Raw genomic sequence first — 24,923 nt, forward strand, 5'->3', positions numbered from 1 at the left:
AGATCATATAATCCGGACTATGTGTCCATTATATCATATTCATAGGACAATGAATGCCCCTAAATTTCCGCGCCTGCCCCTGGTTGCCCGGTGTGAAAATAAATAATCACTGTTGCAGCAGGTACACAAATCCGTAAGATCCAAATGCTCCGGCAGGATTCCTGCTTCCGTTAAAATAATTTCATTTGCTTTCCACAGATCCAGCTGATACTTTCCGTTTCCCTTTTCATCCAGGAACTCTTCTCTCGGATGCCCGGAAAATTCTTTTATAAACTGTTCTGCCACATCGCCGCTGACCTCATAACATTTCCTGCAGATAGAAGGTCCCACAGCAGCTACAATATGTTCCGGACAGCATCCGTATCCGTCCTCCATATTTTTCACCATTTTGGCACCGATTCTTCCGACCGTTCCTTTCCATCCGGAATGAGCCAGCGCCGCCACCTTTTTCACCGGATCATAGAAAAATAAAGGTACACAGTCCGCATATCCGGTATACAAAGGAACTCCCGGTACATTCGTCACTAATCCGTCCATATCTGTCATGATCTTTCCGCAGTCACTCTCCCCGACTCTTTTTATCTGCGTCCCATGAACCTGATTTGAAAACACAAGCTTTGTGTGGTCAAAACCGACAGCTTCTCCGATCCTCCGAAAGTTTTCATCTACTGCTTTCTTATCGTCTCCCCTTGTATAACTTAAATTCATGGATGAAAACATCCCTTCACTGACGCCTCCCGCTCTTGTCGAAAAGCCGTGGACAACTCCTGCCTGATCCAGCTTTCTGAATGTCAGGTACGGAACATTTCCTTCATGCAGTTTTGTAGAATGATTTTCGTTTGATTTTTTAAAATGCATTTTTTATCACCCTGATCTTCTTTCCTAATATTTCTACCACATCAAACCTGGCCGGTACCGGGAACAGACTGCGGGAGTATAGATAATACTCTGCAGTTCTGCGGATTCTCTGCTGTTTCTTTGCATTAACCGCTTCAGACGGATATCCGTATTCTGCGTTTTTCCGATATTTCACTTCAATAAACACAAGATATTCTCCGTCCCGGGCAACAATGTCAATCTCCCCGCGTCTGGAATAGAAGTTCCGCTCCAGAATCTCATATCCCTGGGACACCAAAAACCGGCACGCAGTCTCTTCCTTCTCCATCCCGGTTTTTCTCTGATTTCTCATATGTACTTCCTTACAAATGTCTTACGGTGAAGAGGACAGATGCCGGATTCCTTAATCGCTTCAATGTGTGCCTTTGTCCCGTAGCCTTTATTTTTTGCAAACTGATATTGGGGGTAAATCTGATCATATTCTTCCATCATCCGGTCTCTGGTTACCTTTGCCACAATACTTGCCGCAGCAATAGAAGCACTCTTGGCGTCTCCCTTGATAATCGGTACCTGTTCTGCATCAATCCCGGGAATAGTCACTGCATCATTCAGCAAAAGATCCGGAGCCACAGAAAGCTTTGAAACCGCCATCCTCATAGCCTCATAGGTGGCATTCAGAATATTGATCTCATCAATGGCTTTTTCTGAGGCCATCCCAATGCCCACTGCCACAGCCTTTTCGTATATCTCATCATACAAAGCTTCTCTTTTTTTCGGAGAAACTTTTTTTGAATCATTTAAATATAAAATATCACAGTCCCTCGGAAGAATCACCGCTGCGGCCACCACCGGCCCGGCAAACGGCCCCCGGCCTACTTCGTCAATCCCGCATATATGAGAATAATCTGCGTATTCCCTCTCATAGGAGAACATCTCATACATTCGTTCCTTCTCTGTGTTTAATTTTTCCAAGCGTTTTTCTTCCTGTTTTGTCATAAGTACCTCTTCTAACGGATCCTGCCTGCATGACTTACCGGAAACAGACGGAAGATGACTCTTCCTTTGATCTCTTTCCTGTATATGGGCCCCACACGTATGTCTCTGCTGTCCATGCTGTTGTTCCTGTTGTCTCCTAAAACAAAATATTCATCAGCTTTTAATGTGACACTCCCTTCTACATTGATAGGAAGGGTCATATGGTCTTTGGAATAATCATAGGAGATTTCCTGTCCGTTAATATAAACGGTCTCACCCCGAATCTCCACTGTCTCCCCGGGCAAGCCAACCACTCTTTTAACAAGCTTTTCCTTCCTGTCGGCGGGGTTGGGAAATACCACAACCTCAAAACGCCGCGGATCCCGGAAACGGTACGTAAGCTTATCCACCAATACGCTGTCTTTGTCCTCCAGTGTAGGTTCCATGGAATATCCGGAGACTCCGGTCCTCTCTCCCACGAAGCTGATCACAAAAAAAGAGACAATAACTGCGATTACCACAGTTGATAACCAGAAAAATAATTCAGAATAAAAACGGTGCGCTCTGCGCCTTATTCGAAACAGCATGTGATTGATTACTCCTCATAGTCAGCGGGAACTTCCAGCGTGATTTTTCCAAGCTTTCCATTCCTGTACTCCTCCAGCAGAATATGTGCAGCTTTTTCATAGTCCAGCTGATTTCCTTTTTCTTTGCAGTTACGGTTTGCTGCTATCTGCTCTAATATCTTTAATGTATTGCTTCCTTCGTCTGCCTGATACCGGCCGGCCAAAATTCCGGGATATTCTTTTACCAGAAAAGGAATCAGCTCCATGGCCATCTCTTCCCTGTTTAAGATCTCATCCTTAATAGAACCGATCAGAGCCAGATGAAGGCCTACTGTCTGATCTTCAAACTTTGGCCACAAAATTCCCGGTGTGTCCAAAAGCTCAATATTCTTATTCAGCTTAATCCACTGTTTTCCTTTGGTCACCCCCGGCTTATTTCCTGTCTTGGTGCAGGCTTTTCCTACCAGGCTGTTGATAAAGGTAGACTTTCCAACATTAGGAATCCCTGCAATCATCGCACGGATCGGGCGGTTCTTAATGCCTCTTTTCCTGTCTCTTTCGATCTTTTCCCTGCAGGCTTCCATAACTATGCCCTGAACTGCCTTGACGCCTGTCCCCTTCTGGGAATTCACCTTCCCTACAAAAAAACCTTTGTCTTTAAAATACTTCTCCCAAAGTTCTGTCTTTCTGCTGTCTGCAAGGTCTGTCTTGTTCAGCAGTATCAGCCTGGATTTGTTCTGGGCCAGCTGGTCAATATCAGGATTTCTGCTGCCGAATGGAATTCTTGCATCTACCAATTCGATCACAATATCAATCAGCTTGATATTTTCCTGCATCATTCTCTTTGCCTTGGTCATGTGACCTGGGTACCATTGAAACTGCATATGTCCTCCTTCTTTATCCAAACGGCCAATACTTTATGCCGACCTTTCCTATAATCTGTGCCTTATTTACATTCCCTACAACAGCACTTCTGGAATCTTCGCTGTTATTGTAATTATCTCCTATAACAAAATAATGATTCTTTGAAAGTTTCACACCGTCAGCTGCCAGTCCCGGAGACAGGATCTTTTCAGTTCCAAAGCTTTTGGCTTTTCTTCCGTCTACATAAACATCTCCGTTTTTAATCTTTACTGTCTCGCCCGGAAGCCCGATGACTCTTTTTACATAATACTGCTGATTGGTTTCATCTTCCGATTTGAACAATATTATATCATATCGGGAAGGACTTTTCACTTTATAAATCAGACGGTTGACCAGCCTTTTTTCTCCGCTTTGATATGTGGGAAGCATAGAATCACCCTGTATCGTATAACCGGCACAGAGAAACCTGACAATTAAGAATGCTATAAAAACAACTGCCGCAAAAGCCAAAAGATAGGCTGCAATTTTATCCCGTCTCTGCCTTTTTTTCTTTCTCATCTGATAAGTTACTGTATAACCACTCACCGACCTCACATCCTTTCTAAAATAATAAGATCAAAGTGGGAAAGCCCACCTTATCTCCTGGGCCCCTCACTCTTTTTGGAAGGGCTTGACCACTCTCCAGCAGACATTACATCCATTTTGACCAGTTCGCGAGGCCTTGCATTCGAACTGGTCAAAATGTCATAGGAATTCCCCGCAGAATAAAATAGGGACAAGCTCCGGCTCGTCCCTGTTTGTCTTTTCCTGAATCGGACAGACTATACTCTTTCTTTAACTTTCGCAGCTTTACCTACACGGTCACGTAAGTAGTATAATTTCGCACGTCTAACCTTACCTTTGCGCACTACTTCGATCTTTTCGATGATCGGAGAATGTACAGGCCAGGTTTTCTCTACGCCGATACCGCTGGAATTCTTGCGGACAGTAAATGTTTCGCGGGCTCCGCCGTTCTGTCTTTTGATAACAGTTCCTTCGAATACCTGGATTCTCTCACGGTTTCCTTCTTTTACTTTTCCGTATACTTTTACAGTGTCACCTGTTCTGAAATCTGCAACTTCTTTTAACTGTGCATCTTCAATACTTTTAATAATATCGTTCATGTTGTTCCTCCTTAAATCATTTTAGATGTTCTTAATACCTTGCGTAACAGAGGACCATCCTATTTATAACAACTGCTATATAATAGCATATCAATATTTCTTTTGCAAGGAATTTTTATTATTTCTCGAGCAGATCCGGCCTTCTCTCCTTCGTTCTTATATAAGACTGCTCTTTTCGCCATTCCTCAATCCTGCCGTGATGGCCTGACAGCAGCACCTCCGGCACTTTTCTTCCTAAAAATTCCGGCGGCCTTGTATACTGCGGGTATTCCAGCATTCCGTTTTCAAAAGACTCATACTCCGCTGACTCGCCGTTATTCAGTACTCCCGGAACCAGCCTGGAAACCGCATCAATCATTACCATGGCCGGAAGCTCTCCTCCCGTCAGAACATAGTCCCCGATGGACACATAATCTGTCACGATTTCTTCCAGAACCCTTTCGTCCACGCCCTCATAATGCCCGCACAGGAAAACAATCTCCTCTTCTTTCGCAAGTTCCTTGGCCATCTCCTGATGAAAAACCTTTCCCTGGGGAGTGACATAGATTACTCTTGGTTTCTTCTCCATCTTTTTTTCAATATGCTGATATGCCAGGTATATTGGTTCTGCCTGCATCACCATCCCGGCACCACCCCCATATGGGTAATCGTCTACTTTTTTATGCTTGTCCCTTGTAAAGTCACGGATGTTGACAGCTTCCACACTGATATGCCCCGCATCTTTAGCCCTTCCGAGAATACTTGTATTGCATCCGCTTTCTATCATCTCCGGAAACAAGGTCAAAACATGAAACTTATTCATCTAACAATCCTTTCATTACAAATACATCAATCCTTTTCTCTTCCAGGGACACCTTTTTGACACAGTCCTTGATGGCAGGGAGGAGTACTTCTTTTCCGCCTTCCATTTTTACCACATAAACATCATTGGCTCCGGTCTGAAGCACATCATGCAATATGCCTAATTTTTCTCCCGTTTCCCTGTAAACATCAAATCCCAGAATATCGGCGATGAAAAACTCATTCTCCTCAAGCTTCACTGCATTCTCCCTTGTAACAAACAGTCCGCAGCGCTTATACTGTTCAATATCATTAATATCATCAAACTCTTTGAATTTCAGAATCGGCTGGTTCTTAAAAAATTTACAGGACTGCACATGCAGCAACCGCATTTCCTTTCCTGTATCCAGCAGAACCTCTTTCAGATCTCTGAACCGCTCCACATCGTCCGTCATCGGATAGATCTTTACTTCTCCCCGCACACCGTGGGTTGAGGCGATGGCCCCCACCTGTAATATATCTTCCATATAATATAAACTTCCTTCCTGCTTTTTACTTATTCTCTTTTATATAGGCCTCTACGGCTTTTCTCACTGCTGCAAAATTACTCGGGCCGTTTTCAAGGACCGCCCGGTGGAACTCTTTTGCTTCAAACTTCTTTCCAAGCTCTTTGGATGCCCTGCTCCGCAGTTCCTGAAATTCCAAAGCTCCCGCATAATACTTAAGATAATAGCCGGGTTCTGCTGTCACAAGCCGATAAAGCCTTTCTGCGTCAGATGTACTGTATCCTATATTTTTTAAAAACTCTTTTGCTTTGCTTAAACTCCAGCCGCTGTAATTGACTTTAATATCCATCACGCTTCCCAGGCACATATTCATTTCCGTATTTACACGCAGTAACTTTCCGACAGATTTATCATAGGGAACATAATCGTATGCATGCATCTCCACATAGGAAGCCCAGCCTTCGGAATACCCGGGAAAATCCATAATCAGCCGGATGTCATCCGGATCTGTACCGAGAAAATAATTGTTTTCATAGAGATGACCCGGATAACCTTCATGGGCTAGAGTAGTATAAAGGCCATTTTTATCTGTGGATCCTTTGTTGATATAAATTGTGTTTTCTGACTCATCATCCATTGGAGGAATCATATAGAAGGCCGGACTCAGTGTGTCCTCCAAAGCTTCCGGCACATACTTGATCTTATAATTGACTTTTTTGAGCGGAGGATAATCCTTTTTCGCCTGTTTTTCCAGGTCTTCTAGTATCTTTTTAGGATTTGTCATTACCGGATCAAAGCTGTAAAACTTTTTCTGAAGGCTTTTATCACTCTCCATCAGCTGCATCATCTGTCTCATACAGCTCTGAAGACGCTGCGTCACTTTTAATCCCAGTTCATTGATCGTCTTATCTGTCCCTGTCTGCTGTCTTAATACCAGCTGATAATAATCCTTTCCATTTTTAAGCCTGCATACTCCTCCGCTGTTCTTTCCGGTACCCTTTAAAGACAGTATTGTCTTTTTGAACTCCCGGAATCCGGGATATACAGAACCTGAAAGCAGTTTTTTATTCCGCTTGATATAATCAGACTTCTGCTTATTGCTCAGCCCCGAAAGTGAATTGATACGTTCTTTAAAGGTTGCACTCAGGATATTCTTTGACCCGCTCTCCTTTAAAAAATCATCAATCTGTTTTGCGGCATTGTCTGCTGTTTTGTCAGTCACGTACAGGCCGGCTTCTGACTGTGCCTTCAGATAGTCTCCTGCCTCTGCAAGATAGCCCTTAAGCTGGCTTAACAGCTCCAGATAATCGTCTGCATCCTTCTTTCTGTAAAACTGATATTCCGCAAATGTCACAGGAAGATTGGACTGGATCCCGGATACATCTCCGATGATATTTGAATACAGAGGATACTTTTGCTCCTCTATCAGCATGTCCAGATAGTCTTTTAATATATCATATGTCCGCTTTTGTTCCTTCGTCAGGCTGCTTCTGTCAAATCCGGCAAGCTCTTTGGCTGTCTTTTTATTTTCCTCCAGCGCTTTTTCATCAGTTCCCGGGACGATATGCCCAATGGAAACCTTCTTCTGTCTGATCCCGTATTTTTCCGGATCTTTCAGCTGATAATGGAGATTCAGCGTATTTTCTGAAAGACTCTCCTTTACCTGCCGGCTTAAAAACTTGTCGAACTCTTTTTGTCTGCCGGTCTTTGCCTGCTGTTCTGCAGCAGCCTTACTGCTCCCCTGATCTGCAGTGCCCTCACGGGACGGAGTGCTGCACCCGGCCAGCGAAACCGCCAGCAGCAGAGAAAGCAGCAGAGAGACAAGTTGTTTTTTTCTTTTTATCATTTTTATTTATCCTCCCGGGTAATGGCTTCTTAATCAACATTTTAAAGAAACAGCGTAAGATATGCAACCTAAAAATCCAGGACCGTACATTTCCCTTCCAATGTTCTGCTGTTGTTTCTCTTCCCTCATCAATAACGGCGGAACCGGAGAACTGGTGAAAACCATATACCTGTGTTATACTCTAATCAATTTTACAGAAAGGGTAAGGTGGCGTACATGCCAAAAATATTAATCATCGAAGATGATAAGGAAATCTGTCATCTTCTGTCTGATTTTTTAGGTGAATATGGATATGAAACAATCTGTAAACACGAAGGACGCCGGATCTCAGAAACTCTGCAGGACTGTTCAGCTGATCTGATTCTGCTGGATCTTATGCTTCCTTATAAAAGCGGTGACCAGATCCTCGCCCAAATACGTTCCTGCTCCAATATCCCGGTGATCGTTATCTCCGCAAAGGGAACCACTCAAAACAAAATTGATCTTCTCCGCCTTGGCGCCGATGATTATATAACAAAACCTTTTGACTTAGAGGAAACTCTGGCAAGAATCGAGTGCAATCTGCGCAGGGCAAACCTCCGGGCGGCACCGGACTGTACACTTAAATTTCAGGAACTGACACTTGATCCGTCAGCCCACACCGTATATATCAGAGACCAGGAACTTTTGCTGACTTCCAAGGAGTATCAGATTCTGGAACTGCTGATGAGACATCCGGAAAAGATATTTTCAAAGTCAAACCTGTTTGAAAGTGTCTGGAACAGCGACTATTCAAGCGAAGATAATACCTTAAATGTTCATATCAGCAATTTAAGAAACAAACTGAGAGCCGCCTCTTCCAATCAGGAATACATAGATACCGTATGGGGGATCGGATACCGTCTGCATAAAAGCTGATGGTCCTTTAGGTTTCTTTTATAATTTCGGGCTCCTATTTAAGAAATTCTTTAATATTGAGGCTTATACTGGTACTGAACAAAGAAAGGAGCACAGCATATGATTTCTTCAGTATTAGAGGCACACGGCCTTACAAAATATTTTAAGCATTCACTGGTACTGGACCATGTGGACCTAACCATTCAAAAAGGAAAGATCTATGGATTCATCGGCCAAAACGGAGCAGGCAAAACCACATTTCTGCGCATCGCAGCCGGTCTGTCCTTTGCCTCCGAAGGCACACTTTCCCTCTGGGGAGAGCAAAGCAGTGCCGGCCTGCAGGAACAGCGGAAAAGGATGGGATGTATGATTGAAACTCCGGCTTTGTATCCCAACCTGACTGCCCGTCAAAATATGGAGGTCCAGCGCCTTTCCCGGGGTATTCCCGGCAAATCTGTCATTACAGAGTGCCTGCGCATGGCGGGCTTGGAAAACACTGAAAAAAAGCCGGTGAAAAACTTTTCTCTTGGAATGCGCCAGCGTCTGGGAATCGCCCTTGCACTTTTAAATACTCCCGAATTTTTAATTCTGGATGAGCCTGTCAACGGGCTGGATCCTGCCGGAATCGTTGAGATCCGAAGTCTTCTCAGGCGCTTAAATAAAGAATACGGAATGACCATCCTGGTATCCAGCCACATTTTAGAAGAGCTTTACCAGACAGCTTCACAATTTATACTGCTTCATAAAGGACGCATCATTGAAGAGATTTCAGACAGTGAGTTAAACGAACAGTGCAAAAGACACATAGCCATTAAAACCACATCTCCCCAAAAAGCGCTCCTTTCCCTGGAAGAAAAACTTCATACAGAACAGCTTCGCCTGATGCCGGACGGCACCATCCGCCTGTATGAACATTTGGATGACATAGAAACAGTGGCTGAGCTTCTGTCAGAGTCCGGTATCCTTGTGACCGGCCTGAACATGTCCGGTGATACCTTAGAAGACTACTTCTTAAGAAAGGTAGGTGCCGGTTCATGAAGCAGCTGTTAAAATCCGAATTCTATAAATTAGGAACACAAAAAAGTTTTTGGGGCCTGGCCATATTTTCTTTTTTATTAAGCAGCATCCTCATGCTTGACGGATCTGTTCCGTCAGACAGCTCCGCGTTTTTCGATCATGCACTTTACATACTGCCTCTTCTCTATGTATTGATCATGATCTTCGGAGCCTTGTTTATCGGAAAAGATTTTGATCTCCGCACCATACAAATCTACATTTCTGCCGGTCACAAGAGAGGAAGCATCCTTGCAGCTAAAAGCATCGTCCATCTTACAGGCTGTGCCGCCATCCTGTTTGCTCCTCTTCTGTTTCACACAGCCACCGGGTTCATACTGTACGGCATATCAGACAACGGTATCATCCCGATTCTCACAAAGCTGGTCCTGGCATTTATCATCATCTGCATGATGGGTCTGCTCCCTTTCCTTTGTGCATTTCTTTTTAAAGATATAGGAAAGACATTGACCGTGCCGCTGATGCTTTACTTCATCATGCTTTTTCTCCTAAACGGCCGGCACTACCGGCTCATGGCAGTTTGTTTTCCGATGGGCCAGCTCCGCCTGCTGTCCCTTGGCCAGCTTTCAAACTTATATGTATCAGCCTTTTTGGCAGACTGTATCTGGCTTATTGTCTGTTACACCTGGGCATACCGGGATTTTTCCCGTGCAGATTTGAATTGAGGTGAATATTATGAACAATCTTATAAAAATGGAACGTTTCCATCTATTTCACAACAGAACTTATTGGCTGAGTGCATTTGCTGTTTTTTTATTGGGCTTTGTGACTGCCGACACTTATCTGTCAGAATTGTTCGGTCCGAAAGGAGACACTGCGCATTCACTCACCGATATTCTGAATGGCATGGTCTACGACAGTACTTTTTTGCTTGTGATCATTTCCTGCATTCTGGCACTGATTCTTGGTCAGGAGTTTTCTTTCCGGACAATTCATCAGGATATCAGTGCGGGCCACTCAAGGCTCAGCGTGTTCCTGAGCAAAACAGCTGTTTACCTCACTGCATTCAATCTTCTGGCGCTGATCTACCCTGCTGCCGGATGCATCAGAGAAATACCGCGCTTCGGTCTCCCGGACGCAGGAACCTTTTTCTATGCCTTTGCAAAAGCAGCCTTTCATTCCTTCCTGCTTAACAGCTGCATTTTGCTCATCCCGATACTGTGCTGTTTTGTTCTTCAAAATATGGCCAAAGCACTCTCCGCTGCCGCCCTCATCACTTTTGTCTCCAGCCTGTATCTCGGATATGGCATGATGCTGAAGCTTCCCATCCGTTTTCTTCCGTCCTATCAGATCCGGGAAGTGGTAACCAACAGCGGGATATTTTCTATAGAAAGCCTGGCAGTCGCTCTGTTATGGAACACCGTACTGCTCGCTGCTTCCTGGAGTATCTTTTGCCGCTGCGACCTGACTTAGACGGAAAGGATTTTTTATGAACATTGCTGTGTTGTTTCTTGCCATCCTGGCCATTATTCTGTTTATAAAGTATATGACATTAAAAAAACAGATTCACAATATCTCCCGCCAAATAAAGCAGGTGATCTCCTGTGAATCTGAAAAAATGCTGGACATCTCCTTTATTGACTCCGACTTAGAACTGCTGGCCGGACAGATCAATGCTGTTTTTGCTGTCCAGCGAAGTGCCGTAGCAAAGACACTGCGCCATGAAGAACAGCTGAAAGAATCTATATCCGGCATCTCCCATGACCTGCGTACTCCACTGACCGTCATCATCGGTCATCTCCAAATGCTGATGGGTACTCCCCTTCTCCCGGATCAGCTGGCGCAGATTGAGACTTCTCTTCAAAAATCTTACCGCCTAAAGGATCTCATCAACACATTTTATGATCTGTCACTGATGGAGTCAGAACAGCTCAAACCTCAGCTGGAAAAGATCAGCTTTTCTAATTTTTTCTTTGATTTTATGGCAGAAAATGCTCCTTTATTTGAACACAAACATATCCATCCGCAGATCACGATGCCCGATGTCTCTGTATTTGTACTGGCAGATCCCAATATGCTGGACCGTATCCTTCTCAATCTGATAACGAACGCAGTCCATTATACGACAGGTACTATAGACATCCGTCTCTCTGTGCTGCCGGACAGCCAAGCTGTCTTCCAGATATCAAATCCTGTCCGTAATCCTGAACTGCTGGACGTAAACAGGCTGTTTGAACGGTTCTATACCGGAGATCCTTCACGCAGTACAGAAAGTACCGGACTCGGCCTTTCTGTGGTAAAAATTCTTACCGAAAAGATGCACGGTTCCGTCTGTGCTTCCATGTGCGGAACTTTTCTGTGCCTTACTGTGACCTTTAAGACACAATAAAAGCACTAATGGCCGTGATGGTTTCCATGGCTGTGATGGCCCTGCTGCTGATCCTCTCCGTGTTCTTCCTCACATTTCTTTGTATAGTCTTTTATTTCACTGATGGAATGATCCCTGCACGTCTCCACAGTTGCTGACTGATCTACCTTTTGAAGCTGCTTAATTGCAAGATACTTAGCCGGCGATACATTCCAGTAGTGAGACTTTTTCTTCACCGCTTTCGACACAGCATAAACTTCAATCTTATGTTCCTTTTCATGCCCGCTGATGCATTGGCTGATCTCGGTCTGCAGATCTTTAATCTCAGCAGATTTTGCATCCTTTCTTCCCTGGACCGTCACAGAGATGATACCGCTTCTCTTCAGATATCCTTTCTGCTTTATCTTCTTTAAAAGGAGAGAAACTGCATCCTTGTAGCTCTTATGCTTAAGATTCATCCCGGAGAGCACTTCCCTGCCGTCTTGATTATAAGCAGACGCCCCGATTACCCGCTCAAAACGGTTGACAGATAATTCAATAGAAGGATTCACATCCAGATCTATATAACTGCTCTCAGAAAAATATATTTGATACGACCCGATTCCGAAAAAAAGCAGGAATGCTGCGGCTGCAAATACAACAGAAAATCTTTGAAGTCTCCGTTTCGGCTTTGGCCTTTCGTTTAACCTGTTTAATACCGCTTCTCTTGTTTTTTCCTTTAACTCCTCTTCCGCCTTGATTTTTTCAAAAGACCTGCTTATATCATTCTTCAAAAAAGTCACCTCCTAAATTTTCCTTAAGCTTATTTCTTGCTCTTCCAAGCCAGGTATAAATCGTGTTTTCTTTTTTATGAAGAATCCGTGCGATTTCCGGCACCGTATATTCTTCATAATAAAATAGATACACTACATTTTTAAATTTAGTCGGCAGCTTTGCTACTGCATCGAAAACATCCAGATCTCTTTCATTTAAGAAAACCGGCTCCGTACTTGCAGAATCTATGGATACCGCATTTCTTCTGAAAAAATTCTTCAGCACATCCTTGCATCTGTTCACAGTAACCCGAATGAGCCAGGCCTTTTTATGCTCCTCGCTTTCAAAGCTGATGTCGCTCTGCATGTATTTTAAAAATACATCCTGAAATACATCCTCCACATCGCTGTAGTTTTTCAGATGCATAAAACATATCTTTCTGAGCATATCAGAATATATTTCTATTGTACGGGTCAGATCTGCTTCACTTCTCATTTTTGCCCTCCCAGGCATAACTGTTGCAAGCTTTTTGTCTTATGAATGGTGTTTCCCATGATGACTGCTGCTGTGGCTGTTTCTGTGATGTGTATAATGGCGTTTATGAGTATGCTTCTTCTTTATTGTACACTTAGATACGCCGCAGTTGTAGTGTTTTGTTTTTTTATGATGTTTTGTTTTTGCATGATGCTTATGAGCCTTTGTTTTTTTGCATGATTTTACAGAACAAACTGTCTGCACTGCAGGTTTCCTGAGTGACATATTTTTCTGTGCGCTGTTTCCGGGAAAGGAAGAAACTCCGCCTAAAAACAAAATTCCTGTTGTGATGATTGCTGCTGAAACTTTCATTTGATCCACCTTCTCTTTCTTTCAATGTTTTAACGTTCTATTATTAATACGATTCATCAGGGAGAATCCTTTCACAGCCTTTCAAATTTTTTCATTTCTTTCAGACAATCCACGCATCCTAGTAAATGATATATACACAGATAGTTACTGCCTCTTTATAAATCCATTTTATCCAGAAAATCTACATATATTTTACTCCATTTGTCATCATTTGTGTTATATTTATATATATTGGTATCATTTGTATACTCAAGAGGGATGTAACTTTAAATTTAACAAAAAGGAGATTATTGTATGAAGAAAAAGCTGTTTTGTTTATTTTTAGTCATTGCCATGGCAGTCCCGGCCATGACAGTGCCTGCTGATGAGCCATGCCGCCATGAGTGGAGTGACTGGTATGCCGTAAAAAAACCAACTATCCATAAAACAGGGCTGCAAGAGCGCGAGTGTTTTATATGTGATGCAGCACAGTCAAAGAAAACTGCGAAATTAAAACCTTATGTAAAATTCACAAAGAAAACAGTCAAATTAAAAGTATCAAAAACTTACAAACTGAAAATTAAATATGCAAAGGGTGACTCCGTAAAGAAATGGAAATCCAGCAATAAAAAAGTTGCTACTGTTTCAAAAAAAGGAAAAGTAAAGGCAAAAAGTAAAGGAACTGCGAAAATCACAGTTACCATGAAATCCGGCAAGAAAGCCACATGTAAGATTAAAGTTTCCCGCAAAAAGAAAGCTTCAAAGAAAAAGGTTGTAGGAACTGTATATTGGACTCCAGGAGGCTCTGTATACCACAGAACTGTAAATTGTCCTACACTCAGCCGGTCTCGGACAATATACTCTGGCTCCTTATCTTCTTGTCCTAAAAGCAGACCTTGTAAAGTTTGCTACTAAGAGCGGAAAGAATAGGAAAAATTCATAATTTTTTATACTTGGCTGCATTAGAATTCTAAAAAAGAAGTAACTATATACACATTCCACTATAAGGAGAACCACATGAAAAATTGTAAAAAATTATTGTCTATTATAGTAATGATTATTCTTGTTTTAGCAGTAACACCATCAAATAATGCAGAGGCTGCATCAATCAAACTGAACAAAAAATCCATTACTATTACAAAAGGAAAAACTTACACATTAAAAGTAAAGGGCACAAAGAAAAAGGCTAAATGGTCAAGCAGTAAAAAATCTGTTGCTACCGTCTCTAAAAAGGGCAAAGTAACTGGTAAGAAACGCGGATCTGCTACTATCACAGCAAAAATAGGGAAGAAAAAATACAAATGCAAGGTAAAAGTAGAGACTCCGAGTTTATCTGCAACAAAGAAAAGCATAGCGGCAGGCAGCAAGTATACGCTCAAGCTGAATGGCTGTTCTAGATCAAAGAAATTTTATACAAGCAATAACTCTGTAGCTGCTGTGTCAAGCAAAGGAGTTGTTACCGCAAAGAAACAGGGAACTGCAAAGATCACAGTAAAAATCTCTGATAAATCATATTATTGCATAATATCCGTTTACAATCAGTTAGGTACGAGGACTAACCCTGCAAATCCAAGAAATGGCGTTACCGTTAAAGCTTTAAATGGGACTATGTATTTTAAACTTACAAAAACATACAGAGGCACATCTGCAGTATCCCAATTGATTTCTATGGGTGAATGGGGAGAATACGAAGAGGAGGATTATGCTGAAAATCCCGGAACTACATTGGTTTTGTTTGAATATGATGTCAAAGCAATAAGCGGATATTCTAAATACCCGCTTAAGGGTTTGGATATTATAAATTCTTATGATTTATATAATGGTTCTTGTACACAGAAGATTAATCGAATAGAAGCGTGCTATTTAAACGGACCACATGAATCACAGGACAACGCCTCTTTAATGTTATATTCAGGGGCAAGCAGCAAAATGCACATGGCTCTGTATGTTCCAAATGGAATGACCTCCTTCAGCAACACCATTCAAACAAATTCCTTCGGTGAATATTGGGTAAAATATACTTTCTAAGATAAAACAAATCCGCCCGGCTGATACCGGGCAGGATAAGAATAAATAAAACAAAAAGAGCACGTAAATATGCGCTCCTTACGATGGACTAGGCGAGAATCGAACCCGAAAAAGACAATTTTTCAAGAATGGCTTATTTATGCGGTTTATTCAAACTCCGTATATCTAAGCCATTCTTGGTCTTTAAGTACTTTTTCATAGCACTATTTATTTTTGTATAACTAAAGACCTTTTATAAAAATAAATGCCAGAATGCTGCTGATGTGGCAATGGTAATTGATACAAGCCTGTAGGCATCAGAGGTAATCTTGCAAGACTATCAAGAATGGTATAAAAGGAGTGCTTTCCATATTGATTATGTAGACTGGTCGATATACCGACAATTAAAAAAAGGAGACAAGTTTGTTTATAGTATAAAAACTTGCAGACAGTGTGCCCGTGAGATTATAAATTCAAAAGAGCTATTATGTCCATATCGCCAGTCAAAAAAACATCGAAAATTTATATAGGATGATAATGAAAGGAAATATATTATTTACGACAAGATGATGCTTGACAGTATTTAACAAAGATATTAATACACTTAAGAGGGATGTAGCTTATAGCTTTAACAATGAGGTGGAATTATGAAAAAAAGAACTTTAATCGCTATTTTTTTGACGTTGTCGTTAATTATTCTGACAAGTTGCAGAAAAAATGAAACCGTGTTCGGAGATGGTGCAAGTCATAAAGATTTACTTTCTTATATACATGATTTGACGGACTGGGATTTAGAAGGTGATGATTTAAAAAATTCTTCTTTCAGTCATAGAGGATATGATTATAGCAGTGATGAAAAAATAGAAAGTATTTCAGATAATGTTTCAATTACGTATGAGACAAAAAAAGGTAAAGAAATCATCAATGCCGTTCTAGATTTTGAAGTAAAGTCAAAAGAAGAAGCCATTGAAGTTATAGGTAAAATTATAGATGAATTGGGCCAAAACTATTCTATTTCGTCTCAAAAAATACGAAATTATGAGATATCTAATGAAGAAGATGATTATAATTATGATAAATTAAGTAATGATGAAGATTTAACTACTTTAATTACAAATAAAATTGAAAGCAAAGATAAAATTGTAATCGAAGCATACTATAATCCATCAGATTCAAGTTTTGAAAAAATCTTACTTGATATAGCATTTAATGACGGAACACTGAGTGAAAATTATAATGATGCATATATACATCTTAAAATCAAAAATGACCCTAACGATTCAGAAATAGCAACAGAAAACTATTATGGTGACGGTAATAGTACAACTTACGAAGAAGATTATTCTGACGATGACACTTCTTTAAATGACTATTATGATGATGAGGAAACTACTGAGCAACAGGTTACGGCAGGTGAAAGAAACGCATTAGATAAAGCTTATAGTTATCTTAACACCATGGCATTTTCAAAATCAGGATTAATTGAACAGCTAGAGTATGAGGGATTTACAAAAAAAGAAGCAAAATACGCAGTTGATAATTGTGGGGCAAATTGGAAAGAACAGGCTGCAAAGAAGGCTGAACAGTATTTGAGGAATCAATCATTTTCCAGATCCGGATTGATAGAACAACTTGAATACGAAGGTTTTACAAGCAAACAAGCGAGATATGGTGTGAAGAAAGCATACAAATAAATACAACAACTACAAGGAGATTTTTTATGAAGAGAAAGATATTCTGTTTATTTACAACTTTAGTTTTAATATTTTCATTTTCAATGACAGGATGTGCGTCCAATCACAAGAAAAAAGTATTAAAAATTGATCCTTTGAAAAAAGAATATTCCAGTATAAATTCGTTTATAAAATCTATAAATTGGAAATATACTGGGGAGGAAATAGAAGAAGCCGGATACACAAAAAAAACATTTCCTGGCGAAGGATATGATTCTGAATATTACTTAGATGATATTGTTATAGATTCGTTAGGCACGGTAGAAAAGTCTCATATCTCAGCATCACTTAAATTTAAAAGTGATAAATTAAAAGACGTTGAATTATACTATTTTGCGAATAACAAAAATGACTATAAGGAAAAATTTGAGATAATATATTCAGAATTAGAAAAAACACAGAAGTTTAAGGAGCATTTCTTCTTTGTCAGGGAAGACAAAAATGATAAAGGTTCGATCGGTAAATTAGAGAAAACTGATTCGGCAGTTGAAAAAAATTCTGACTTAGCTGATATTGCCGGTGTTTACTATGAAGGTTTTATATACAAAGCATTTTTCGTTTCAAAAGATGCTAGATATAAAACGTCTCAGCTAGTTGGAACGGGTGCCAAAATGAAAAACGGTAGCGTAGGATTTAGTATTATTTATAATATTGCTAATGATAATTCATATTCAAACAAATAATAAAAAACAAAAACCGCCCGGCGGCAACTGGACAGAAATTAAAAATTAAAACCAGACAGTTTGCAAGCCTGTTAGGGTATAATGAAGAATTATATAAGTTATGGTGTCAATAAAAAATGCTTTAGAGAGGAAAAAATACATATGAAAAAAAGATTACTAACTTCGATATTAACAGTAATGATGTTGTTGTTATTAGTAGGATGCAAAAGTTCTGTCAACACCGCAAATAATGAAGACAAAGATCCGTATGAAAATTACAAACAAATAGAAACATCCTATGGATTAAAGTACAAAGTACCAAAGAAGTGGAAAATTAGTGATTCAAACACAGAAACAGATGCATACTATTACAAAAAAGAAATTGGTTCAGGAGATGGTATGTTATATGTTAACTACTCTGATTTTGAAGGTGACGTAACAGATGATACAATATTTGAATCACTTGCAGGTGGTATAAAAAAATCTGATCACTATAAGGACGATTTTAAATCAGAATATACTGAAATTAATAAAATTCCTTTAATGCGTTTTTATTACAATATGGATACAAATAATGAAACTTTTAAAGTAAAGGCTATTATTTTTAATTGTAAAAACGGTTATGTATTAATAAGCATGACATCTTTACCAAATAGCAACTACGATTCATATTTTAAAAAAATAACTCATTCCATCAGTTTGGATGAAATAGAAAATAGTGAATCTTCTACTGAAAGTCCTACAACAACCACTGAACCTACCACCGAAGAAATCACTACCGAGGACACAACAGAAGCCTACACACCGACTACAGGAGAAGAAAATGCTCTAAGCAAAGCTTATAGCTACCTTAACACCATGGCATTTTCAAAATCAGGATTAATTGAACAGCTTGAATATGAAGGATTTACAAAAAAAGAAGCAAAATATGCGGCGAATAATTGTGGGGCAAATTGGAAAGAACAAGCCGTAAAAAAAGCTGAACAATATCTAAAGAACCAGTCTTTCTCTAAATCCGGTCTAATAGAACAGTTAGAATATGAAGGATTTACGCCAAAGCAGGCAAGGTACGGAGTAAACAAAGCTTATAAATAATCAAAAAACCGCCCGGCGGCAACCGGACGGCACATAAGATACTATTACCAGACAAATGCCATGATATAGTACAATTCACATTCATATTATATCATTTTGGCACCCGTTCTGGCAATAGGTGTTATTTTTGTGCTCATTTTTAAGAAGGCGTAAAGGGACTTATTAGTACTGATGATTATTTTGTGAAAAATGCAGCACGAAAAACAAAAAGAGCACGTAAATACGCGCTCCTTACGATGGACTAGGCGGGAATCGAACCCGCGTCCAAAAACCCATCCCCTCAGGCATCTCCCATTACAGTCTCTGTACTGACATTCCCTCTATGCTGCTCCCAGAGACAGGATCAGCACTTCAGTAGCTTCATAAATACTTCATCTGCCGCAAAGCTTAAGCAGACGAGGGTTCTACATTATTTGAAGCCTAATGACAGGCTGTAGATGACCTGCCACAGACTACTGCAAGCCCTTAGGCTGCAGCGTACGCTAATTTATTATCTGCGTTTAATTTAAGTTTACACCGTGACGTGGTCTCTCCGAATGGCTTCCCGAGCTTCAGAATCCCTGTCGAAACCAGTACTAGCCCGAATATTTCCTTATATAGTATAACCCTTTTTTTGTGAAAAAGTCAATAAAAAGAAATAGATTCATTTATTCTTTGGCATATGATAAATACTTCATCAGGATTTCATCTAAGAGCCGAATATCAACAGGCTTTGGCATAAAACCATCAAAACCTTCCTTCTTAAACAATTCCTGCGCTTCCTTTGTCACATTTGCCGTTAAAGCAATCACCGGAATATTATTTTTCGGGTCCGGCAAAGCACGGATGGCTTTTAATGTTTCAATACCGTCCATTTCCGGCATCATATGATCTAAAAAAATCAAATCATAACCAAATCTCTTCACAGCCTGCACAGCCTCTTTTCCGGAACTTGCACAGTCAATCTGCATCTGATACGGGTCCATCAAGGCCTCTGCCACTCCCAGATTAATCTGATTATCATCTACAATCAAAATCTTTGCCTCCGGAAATGGATGCACCATAGAAATATCAAACTGTCCGGCTGTCCGGAACACATTCTTTTTCCCTGAATCCATCAGGAATTCCAGCCCTAAGCAAAACAGCGGAGAATAAACCGCCGGCTTTTCATACCCATATGGATCTTCTTTCTGATGCAGAAGAACCGTGCTTTCATATGGCCGATTTAAATCTGTACGATCTATCATGGACAATGTTTCCTGATCCGCCAAAATAAACTCATAAGTTCCACGGCTGACCATCTCTAAAAATTTTAACTGGTCTGATTCAATCTGACAAGGAATCCGGTATTCCTCTAATGACTTTTGGTACTGGACACAGAGATCCTTATTTGCCTCATATACAGCCAGAACACCTCCCTGCGGCCATCTGACATGAACAAGCTTTTCATCTCCCAAAGGCCTCTGGCAGATAACTGCTGAAAAAGACGAACCTTTTCCATAGACACTCTCAACACTGATACCTCCGCCCATCATCTCTGCAAGATTCTTAGATATGGCAAGGCCCAGACCGGTGCCTTCACTGCTGTGGCTGTAGTGAGTATCGATTTGTTCAAAGCTGTTAAAGAGACGATGCATATCCTGCTTCCTGATTCCGGTCCCGGTATCCTCCACTGTTATCATCAGCTGAAAATTATCATGTTCCATTCTGCAGCTCAGATGCAGACAGATATAACCCTTCTCAGTAAATTTCACAGCATTACCCAGCAGATTCACCATAATCTGCTTCACCCGTGTGATATCTCCGTAAAGGCGGGCCGGCAGCCGTCTGTCCAAGTCCACATAGAAGTGCACAGGTTTTTCGCCGATTTTTAAAACCGTGAGAGCCGTTATATCTGCAATCAGGCTTCGCAGACTATATTCTTCCTCCATCAGTGTAAATTTTCCGGATTCAATCTTGGAATAATCCAGAATGTCATTGATGATTACGAGCAGGCTTCTGGACGAACGGTCAATAGTCTCCACATACTCCCTCTGCTTTGCACTTAGTTCTTCCCGCAGCAGGAGTTCACTGACTCCTGTAACAGCATTCATCGGTGTCCGGATCTCATGGCTCATATTAGCCAAAAAAGCAGATTTCATTTCTGCTATATGCTGCTGGTTTTTAGAAACTGCAAGAGATACCACCACCATAGTTAAAAGTACAGCAAAAACGGCCACGCTGGACACACTGAGCATTGCCAGTTCCTTTGTCAAAACTGCAGTATTTGCAGACACGGTATCTTTAGACACAATATTTACAATGGTCCAGTCATTCATGCCTAATGGCTGATAATAAGCATACTGTTCCATTCCCAAGTGCTCGTAAAGTGTCATTCCTTTTCTGTGATGCTTTATATCCTCTTTTACTTTTGCCAGACTGTAATCACCGCTGAAAGCGTCATTTTCAAGCACCCTGAAATAATTATTATAATCCATGCTCTTTGTCCGCAGTATCAGTTCTCCGCCGGCATCAATCAGATAAGCATATCCATTCCCGTTAAAACTGCTGATGCTGAGCGCATCCTGAAGTTTCTTAATATCCAGCATTGCAATCAGTGCGCCGTCTGTATGTCCGTATTCACCGGCAACCGGAATACAAAAAGTAATTCCTGACACAGCCTTGTCTTCCAGGATTCTGCGCTGTACATCGGTAACCGCTGTTTTGCCCCGGCACGCATCAATGAAATATGGTTCCCTGGACACATTATCCGGATGCTTCATATCAGGCGTCCATAAAGTCCCGTCTTTGTCTGCATATCCGATGAATGCGATTCCCGGCTTTTTTCTTACCTCGGAAAGATAAGATAACTTATTAGTTTTCCCTTCAATGGACGCCAGTGCATCAGCCGATATCTCCAGTGATGTTTTGGTATCCTCAACAATCGTCAGTGCATGTGAAGTGATCTGCTGTGCCGTCTCTGACAGGCGGGCCTTATTTTCTTTTTCGAGTGTTTGGTCAAATCTGCGAAAATAAAAAAATACAGCAGAAATAAACAGCACCGTCAGCACCAAAATAGCCCCGCAGAGACAGCAGATTACTTTTTTATTAAAACCTGAAATCTTCATTTTGTTTTTCTTCATAAGCCGTTCTCCCTGCCGTCACCGTTATCTATCCTGTCTCATCCTCTGTCTCCGCAGTTTCTCCATCTTTTTCAGGCACTCTTTTTCTGTTATATCATCAGAAACCATGTACTCCTGAATGCATAAGGCATCAGTCTGAGAGAACCCTTTGATCCTCAGCCATGCGGCGGAATCGTGATAATTTCGGTCAATCAAGCGCTCAGACTGCATATACTGCGGTGTAGAGATACTTGCCATTTGATTTTTAAATACCGGTGCTGTATAAATCCCCTCAAATGCTTTGTTATAATTATAGGGATCTGCCAAAAAAGTGACAAAATTAAGGGCCTCCAAAAGCTTTGTGCTGTGTTTGTTCACCGTAATCAGTGCAAGGTTCGGCCCTTCAAAGGTCCCCTGCTCCGGGGCACCCATAAAAGCAGGCATAATTCCAAACTCTTCCGGATCACCGTCAAAATCCGTATAAAGCCATGTATCCCAGCAAAGCATCATGCCGTATTTTCCGCTTTTCATGGCACTGTTCATTCCGTCCCAGGTATTGTCCGTAAACTTCTGCCCAAAGTATCCTTTTTCCGCCATCGTCTTATACCACTTAAGCACAGTTTCCATCTCCGGAAGATCCTGATAACCGGCTTTTTGGGCATTCAAATTTTCAAGAATCTGTGAATCATCCACTATAGTATCCAAAGGAAACTGATAAAGCATCATGGAAGACTCCTCAAAAGGCATGTACAGCGGTGTGATGCCATTCTTTTTCAGCACCCTGCATACTTCCATAAATTCTTTTTGGGTTTTGGGAACCTTTAAACCAAGCTTATCAAACATTGTTTTATTGTAAATGGTTCCGGAAATAGATGCCTCCCAGTGAGGGAGACCTATAATTTTTCCATGATAGACTGCCTGGTTGACCGACGTATCTGTCAGATCATCCACCCAGACCGCTTTTGTAAAATCATATAAATTTTCATCCGGATCAATACTGTCAATATTTGTCCCTCCATAGGTCAGCAAAAGATCCGGCCTGCTTTCTTTCCCTGAAAATGCATTCTTGATCTTTTTTTGAAATTTATCTTTTGGAAAAGATTTTATCTCTATTCGGCTGCCTGTGGAAGTTTCATAATTTTTAACAGCCCTCTTCATATACACCCGTTCCATCTCCGGCTCCTGAGACCAAAGCACTAAGGTTTGTCCGACCTTCTTCTTCCATTCATACTGTGGCTTTTTATAAAGAGCTTCTGATGGTTTCGCAGCCTTTCCTGAACCGCTGTGGCTGCAGCCTGAAAGACATGCTGCCGCAAACAGCAGACATGCCGCTATAACATTTCTTCTTTTCATGGCTCAGCTCCTTCCCCGTGAAAAACTCCGCTTTCTTAAAGATTATTATATCATGCCCAAACCCGGATGTGGTAAAATAATACCAATCTTAAACGGAAAAGGAGAACCAGCCATGACACGTCCCAAAATTGTATTTTTTGATATAGACGGCACACTTCATGACCGTTCCGGCATCATACCTGAAAGTGCAGAACGTTCAATAAAACAACTGATTTCTAACGGCCACTTTGCAGTAATCTGTACAGGCCGCAATAAAAGCATCATCAAACAGAAGATCCTTGATCTGGGATTTCATGGTATCATAGGCGGCTGCGGAACCTATGTAGAATTCGGCGGCAGAGAACTGCACAATGCCGTGCTTCCTGAACAGATCGGAAAACATGCAGTATCTGTACTTCACAAAACCAAGGTAAACTTTTTTATTGAATCCCCTGACTTTGTCTATCTGGATGACGCTGAGGCAGGAGACAGCTTCCGCGCCGCAGTAAAAAGGATCCGACACAGCTACGCACAAAATCTTCGCCCTCTCTCTTCCTGTGATTATCGTTTTTCTAAAATCACCGGTTATCCAAAGGAAGACAGCGATATTGAAGCACTTGTCCGTGAACTGCAGCCGGAATTTCAGGTCATACTTCATCCGGAACACTGCTACAATGAAATTATGCCGGCCGGTTATTCTAAGGCATCCGGCATCAACATCTTATTATCCCATTTAGGGCTTACCAGGGAAGACAGCTACGCATTCGGGGACAGCAGAAATGACCTGGAAATGTTTGATGCCGTCTCCTTCGGAATCGCTATGGGAAACAGCCCGGATGAGGTCAAACGCCGGGCTGCCTATGAAACTCTGCCCCTGCTGGAAGACGGCATTGAATACGGGCTGAAAAAATTCGGCCTGATATAAAAACACCCCATTCTGTTCCAGGCATTTTGCCTGTACCAGAATGGGGATCTGTTATTCTTCGTCTTTTCTGATTTCCGGACAAAGCCTGTGCTTTTCCGACGGATCTCTCTTATCATAATCTTTAAAACTATAATCCATATCCACGGCATTGCGGATACCTCTTACTCTCCCGTCACTGGTATACTGCCACATGTCAACATCCTCAACACCGAGGACATGCTGATATTTAGCAAGCCACAGCTCATATTCTCTCAGCCGGCGTATATCAAAATAATCTTCCAGATCAGACAAATTTGTATAAAACATAGGCTTATAACCGGACCTTCTGATTTCATTGCAGAACTCTCTTGTAAAATCTGTTGCCAGATCCTTCGTTATAATAACTCCCTGATCCCTTGCGTAGTCTATGGAATCTTCTTCAAAATCAAAAGCCACCGGATACTCAACCCTGTATTTTCTGATAATATCGACACACTGTTTGGCCTCTCTTCTGGCCATCTCCTTTGTATAGGCATAACTAAACCAGTAAATTCCAAGAGGAATTCTTTCACGGTTACACTCTCTTGCATTCCGCTCAAATTCCTGATCTATATTTCCATCGCCGAACCCGGCCCTGACCATGGCAAATTCAATGCCATCCTGCCTGACCTTTCTCCAGTCAATGCGTCCGTCGGCATAGCTAACGTCAATTCCTTTCCTTCTGTGCATACGTTCCT

The 24,923-nt window shown here is 41.3% G+C and carries 27 protein-coding genes and 1 other RNA gene; 11 read left to right on the forward strand and 17 right to left on the reverse strand.

What is annotated here, in order from left to right; translation table 11 throughout:
* Positions 1-39: 39 nt before the first annotated feature.
* The 10 genes from pgeF to KH180_RS08375 all read right to left on the reverse strand — a co-directional run bounded on the left by pgeF (position 40) and on the right by KH180_RS08375 (position 7,537).
* Entirely contained in the window at positions 40-858 is an 819-nt protein-coding gene (pgeF, locus tag KH180_RS08330; RefSeq protein ID WP_290759077.1) for a peptidoglycan editing factor PgeF, read from the reverse strand.
* Positions 848-1,189 (reverse strand): YraN family protein, encoded by a 342-nt coding sequence (locus tag KH180_RS08335; protein WP_290759079.1) that lies wholly within the window; start codon positions 1,187-1,189, stop codon positions 848-850. Before KH180_RS08335 ends, pgeF begins: the two co-directional genes overlap by 11 nt.
* Positions 1,186-1,833, reverse strand: coding sequence for a ribonuclease HII (locus KH180_RS08340; protein ID WP_290759082.1), 648 nt, complete (start codon positions 1,831-1,833; stop codon positions 1,186-1,188). Before KH180_RS08340 ends, KH180_RS08335 begins: the two co-directional genes overlap by 4 nt.
* Before the next feature lie 11 nt (positions 1,834-1,844).
* A complete protein-coding gene (lepB, locus tag KH180_RS08345; protein ID WP_290759084.1) occupies positions 1,845-2,399 on the reverse strand; it encodes a signal peptidase I in 555 nt (184 codons plus the stop codon).
* An 8-nt stretch (positions 2,400-2,407) separates the two neighbouring features.
* Entirely contained in the window at positions 2,408-3,262 is an 855-nt protein-coding gene (gene ylqF, locus KH180_RS08350; RefSeq protein ID WP_290759087.1) for a ribosome biogenesis GTPase YlqF, read from the reverse strand.
* Positions 3,263-3,275: 13 nt separating this feature from the next.
* Positions 3,276-3,827, reverse strand: a complete 552-nt coding sequence (lepB, locus tag KH180_RS08355; RefSeq protein WP_290759090.1) for a signal peptidase I — start codon at positions 3,825-3,827, stop codon at positions 3,276-3,278.
* A gap of 236 nt (positions 3,828-4,063) precedes the next feature.
* Entirely contained in the window at positions 4,064-4,405 is a 342-nt protein-coding gene (gene rplS, locus KH180_RS08360) for a 50S ribosomal protein L19 (protein ID WP_137328309.1), read from the reverse strand.
* A gap of 118 nt (positions 4,406-4,523) precedes the next feature.
* Positions 4,524-5,207: a tRNA (guanosine(37)-N1)-methyltransferase TrmD gene (trmD, locus tag KH180_RS08365; protein WP_290759095.1), complete on the reverse strand. Its 684-nt coding sequence runs from the start codon at positions 5,205-5,207 to the stop codon at positions 4,524-4,526.
* Entirely contained in the window at positions 5,200-5,712 is a 513-nt protein-coding gene (gene rimM, locus KH180_RS08370) for a ribosome maturation factor RimM (protein WP_290759098.1), read from the reverse strand. The genes trmD and rimM overlap by 8 nt, the downstream gene beginning before the upstream one ends.
* A 25-nt stretch (positions 5,713-5,737) precedes the next feature.
* A complete protein-coding gene (locus tag KH180_RS08375) occupies positions 5,738-7,537 on the reverse strand; it encodes a DUF885 domain-containing protein (protein WP_290759100.1) in 1,800 nt (599 codons plus the stop codon).
* A 216-nt stretch (positions 7,538-7,753) separates the two neighbouring features.
* On the opposite strand from KH180_RS08375, the gene KH180_RS08380 reads away from it, so the two are divergent.
* The 5 genes from KH180_RS08380 (at position 7,754) to KH180_RS08400 (ending at position 11,816) form a co-directional block, all read left to right on the forward strand.
* On the forward strand, positions 7,754-8,434 hold the full coding sequence (locus KH180_RS08380; RefSeq protein ID WP_290759103.1) for a response regulator transcription factor: 681 nt from the start codon (positions 7,754-7,756) through the stop codon (positions 8,432-8,434).
* A 99-nt stretch (positions 8,435-8,533) separates the two neighbouring features.
* Positions 8,534-9,451 carry an ATP-binding cassette domain-containing protein gene (locus KH180_RS08385; protein ID WP_290759106.1) on the forward strand — a complete coding sequence of 306 codons (918 nt, stop codon included), beginning with the start codon at positions 8,534-8,536 and terminating at the stop codon, positions 9,449-9,451.
* Entirely contained in the window at positions 9,448-10,152 is a 705-nt protein-coding gene (locus KH180_RS08390; protein ID WP_290759109.1) for an ABC transporter permease, read from the forward strand. Before KH180_RS08385 ends, KH180_RS08390 begins: the two co-directional genes overlap by 4 nt.
* A 10-nt stretch (positions 10,153-10,162) precedes the next feature.
* The gene (locus tag KH180_RS08395; protein ID WP_290759111.1) at positions 10,163-10,900 is read left to right on the forward strand and encodes an ABC transporter permease; all 738 of its coding nucleotides are present in this window, start codon (positions 10,163-10,165) and stop codon (positions 10,898-10,900) included.
* A 16-nt stretch (positions 10,901-10,916) separates the two neighbouring features.
* The gene (locus tag KH180_RS08400; protein WP_290759114.1) at positions 10,917-11,816 is read left to right on the forward strand and encodes a sensor histidine kinase; all 900 of its coding nucleotides are present in this window, start codon (positions 10,917-10,919) and stop codon (positions 11,814-11,816) included.
* A gap of 5 nt (positions 11,817-11,821) precedes the next feature.
* Here the strand turns inward: KH180_RS08400 and KH180_RS08405 are convergent, their stop codons facing one another.
* From KH180_RS08405 to KH180_RS08415, 3 genes are read right to left on the reverse strand one after another with little or no spacing between them, the layout of a single operon-like run.
* Complete coding sequence (locus KH180_RS08405; protein ID WP_290759116.1) at positions 11,822-12,577, reverse strand: anti-sigma-I factor RsgI family protein; 756 nt, start codon at positions 12,575-12,577, stop codon at positions 11,822-11,824.
* Positions 12,558-13,043 (reverse strand): RNA polymerase sigma factor, encoded by a 486-nt coding sequence (locus tag KH180_RS08410; RefSeq protein ID WP_290759118.1) that lies wholly within the window; start codon positions 13,041-13,043, stop codon positions 12,558-12,560. The genes KH180_RS08405 and KH180_RS08410 overlap by 20 nt, the downstream gene beginning before the upstream one ends.
* A 39-nt stretch (positions 13,044-13,082) precedes the next feature.
* Complete coding sequence (locus KH180_RS08415; RefSeq protein WP_290759120.1) at positions 13,083-13,394, reverse strand: hypothetical protein; 312 nt, start codon at positions 13,392-13,394, stop codon at positions 13,083-13,085.
* Between the two features lie 294 nt (positions 13,395-13,688).
* Between KH180_RS08415 and KH180_RS08420 the strand changes: the two genes are divergently transcribed.
* From KH180_RS08420 to KH180_RS08440, 5 genes are all read left to right on the forward strand, one after another.
* On the forward strand, positions 13,689-14,288 hold the full coding sequence (locus tag KH180_RS08420) for an Ig-like domain-containing protein (protein WP_290759123.1): 600 nt from the start codon (positions 13,689-13,691) through the stop codon (positions 14,286-14,288).
* 102 nt (positions 14,289-14,390) lie between these two features.
* A complete protein-coding gene (locus tag KH180_RS08425; protein ID WP_290759126.1) occupies positions 14,391-15,401 on the forward strand; it encodes an Ig-like domain-containing protein in 1,011 nt (336 codons plus the stop codon).
* Between the two features lie 626 nt (positions 15,402-16,027).
* Positions 16,028-17,074, forward strand: coding sequence for an Ltp family lipoprotein (locus KH180_RS08430; protein WP_290759128.1), 1,047 nt, complete (start codon positions 16,028-16,030; stop codon positions 17,072-17,074).
* A 26-nt stretch (positions 17,075-17,100) separates the two neighbouring features.
* Positions 17,101-17,796, forward strand: a complete 696-nt coding sequence (locus KH180_RS08435; RefSeq protein ID WP_290759132.1) for a hypothetical protein — start codon at positions 17,101-17,103, stop codon at positions 17,794-17,796.
* 141 nt (positions 17,797-17,937) lie between these two features.
* Positions 17,938-18,870 (forward strand): Ltp family lipoprotein, encoded by a 933-nt coding sequence (locus KH180_RS08440; RefSeq protein ID WP_290759134.1) that lies wholly within the window; start codon positions 17,938-17,940, stop codon positions 18,868-18,870.
* Positions 18,871-19,104: 234 nt separating this feature from the next.
* Here the strand turns inward: KH180_RS08440 and ssrA are convergent.
* The 3 genes from ssrA to KH180_RS08455 all read right to left on the reverse strand — a co-directional run bounded on the left by ssrA (position 19,105) and on the right by KH180_RS08455 (position 23,303).
* Positions 19,105-19,452: a transfer-messenger RNA gene (gene ssrA / locus KH180_RS08445) on the reverse strand.
* Between the two features lie 65 nt (positions 19,453-19,517).
* Positions 19,518-21,971 carry a hybrid sensor histidine kinase/response regulator gene (locus KH180_RS08450; protein ID WP_290759136.1) on the reverse strand — a complete coding sequence of 818 codons (2,454 nt, stop codon included), beginning with the start codon at positions 21,969-21,971 and terminating at the stop codon, positions 19,518-19,520.
* Between the two features lie 24 nt (positions 21,972-21,995).
* Complete coding sequence (locus tag KH180_RS08455; protein WP_290759140.1) at positions 21,996-23,303, reverse strand: ABC transporter substrate-binding protein; 1,308 nt, start codon at positions 23,301-23,303, stop codon at positions 21,996-21,998.
* Between the two features lie 112 nt (positions 23,304-23,415).
* On the opposite strand from KH180_RS08455, the gene KH180_RS08460 reads away from it, so the two are divergent.
* A complete protein-coding gene (locus KH180_RS08460; protein WP_290759142.1) occupies positions 23,416-24,207 on the forward strand; it encodes a Cof-type HAD-IIB family hydrolase in 792 nt (263 codons plus the stop codon).
* Between the two features lie 51 nt (positions 24,208-24,258).
* Here KH180_RS08460 and KH180_RS08465 read toward each other — a convergent pair whose 3' ends face one another.
* Entirely contained in the window at positions 24,259-24,915 is a 657-nt protein-coding gene (locus KH180_RS08465; RefSeq protein WP_290759145.1) for a glycoside hydrolase family 25 protein, read from the reverse strand.
* Between the last annotated feature and the right edge of the window lie 8 nt (positions 24,916-24,923).

The sequence above is a fragment of the Anaerostipes sp. genome (assembly GCF_018381315.1).
GTDB lineage: Bacteria > Bacillota > Clostridia > Lachnospirales > Lachnospiraceae > Anaerostipes.